At 49.5% G+C, this 764-nt stretch carries 1 protein-coding gene; it reads left to right on the forward strand.

The window, feature by feature from the left end; translation table 11 throughout:
- Positions 1 to 764, forward strand: a 764-nt coding sequence (locus MTX13_RS14360) for a hypothetical protein (RefSeq protein WP_250437436.1), incomplete at both ends; no start/stop codon positions are given.

A 764-nucleotide genomic window follows, 5' to 3' on the forward strand; every position in this document is an offset into this window, starting at 1 on the left:
CAGCGACCTTTAACAATACAACCTGCTCATGGGATGTAACGGGTACGCAACCAGCAGAACCAGCTACGGAATGTTGGGAAACAGCGACCTTTAACAATACAACCTGCTCATGGGATGTAACGGGTACGCAACCAGCAGAACCAGCTACGGAATGTTGGGAAACAGCGACCTTTAACAATACAACCTGCTCATGGGATGTAACGGGTACGCAACCAGCAGAACCAGCTACGGAATGTTGGGAAACAGCGACCTTCAACAATACAACCTGTTCTTGGGATGTAACGGGTACGCAACCAGCAGAGCCAGCTACGGAATGTTGGGAAACAGCGACCTTCAACAATGCAACCTGTTCTTGGGATGTCACGGGTACGCAACCAGCAGAGCCAGCTACGGAATGTTGGGAAACAGCGACCTTCAACAATACAACCTGTTCTTGGGATATAACGGGTACGCAACCAGCAGAACCAGCTACGGAATGTTGGGAAACAGCGACCTTTAACAATACAACCTGTTCTTGGGATATAACGGGTACGCAACCAGCAGAGCCAGCTACGGAATGTTGGGAAACAGCGACCTTCAACAATACAACCTGTTCTTGGGATGTCACGGGTACGCAACCAGCAGAGCCAGCTACGGAATGTTGGGAAACAGCGACCTTCAACAATACAACCTGTTCTTGGGATATAACGGGTACGCAACCAGCAGAACCAGCTACGGAATGTTGGGAAACAGCGACCTTTAACAATACAACCTGTTCTTGGGAT

Origin of the sequence: Hanstruepera flava, assembly GCF_023634025.1 — a bacterium.
Classification (GTDB): domain Bacteria; phylum Bacteroidota; class Bacteroidia; order Flavobacteriales; family Flavobacteriaceae; genus Hanstruepera; species Hanstruepera flava.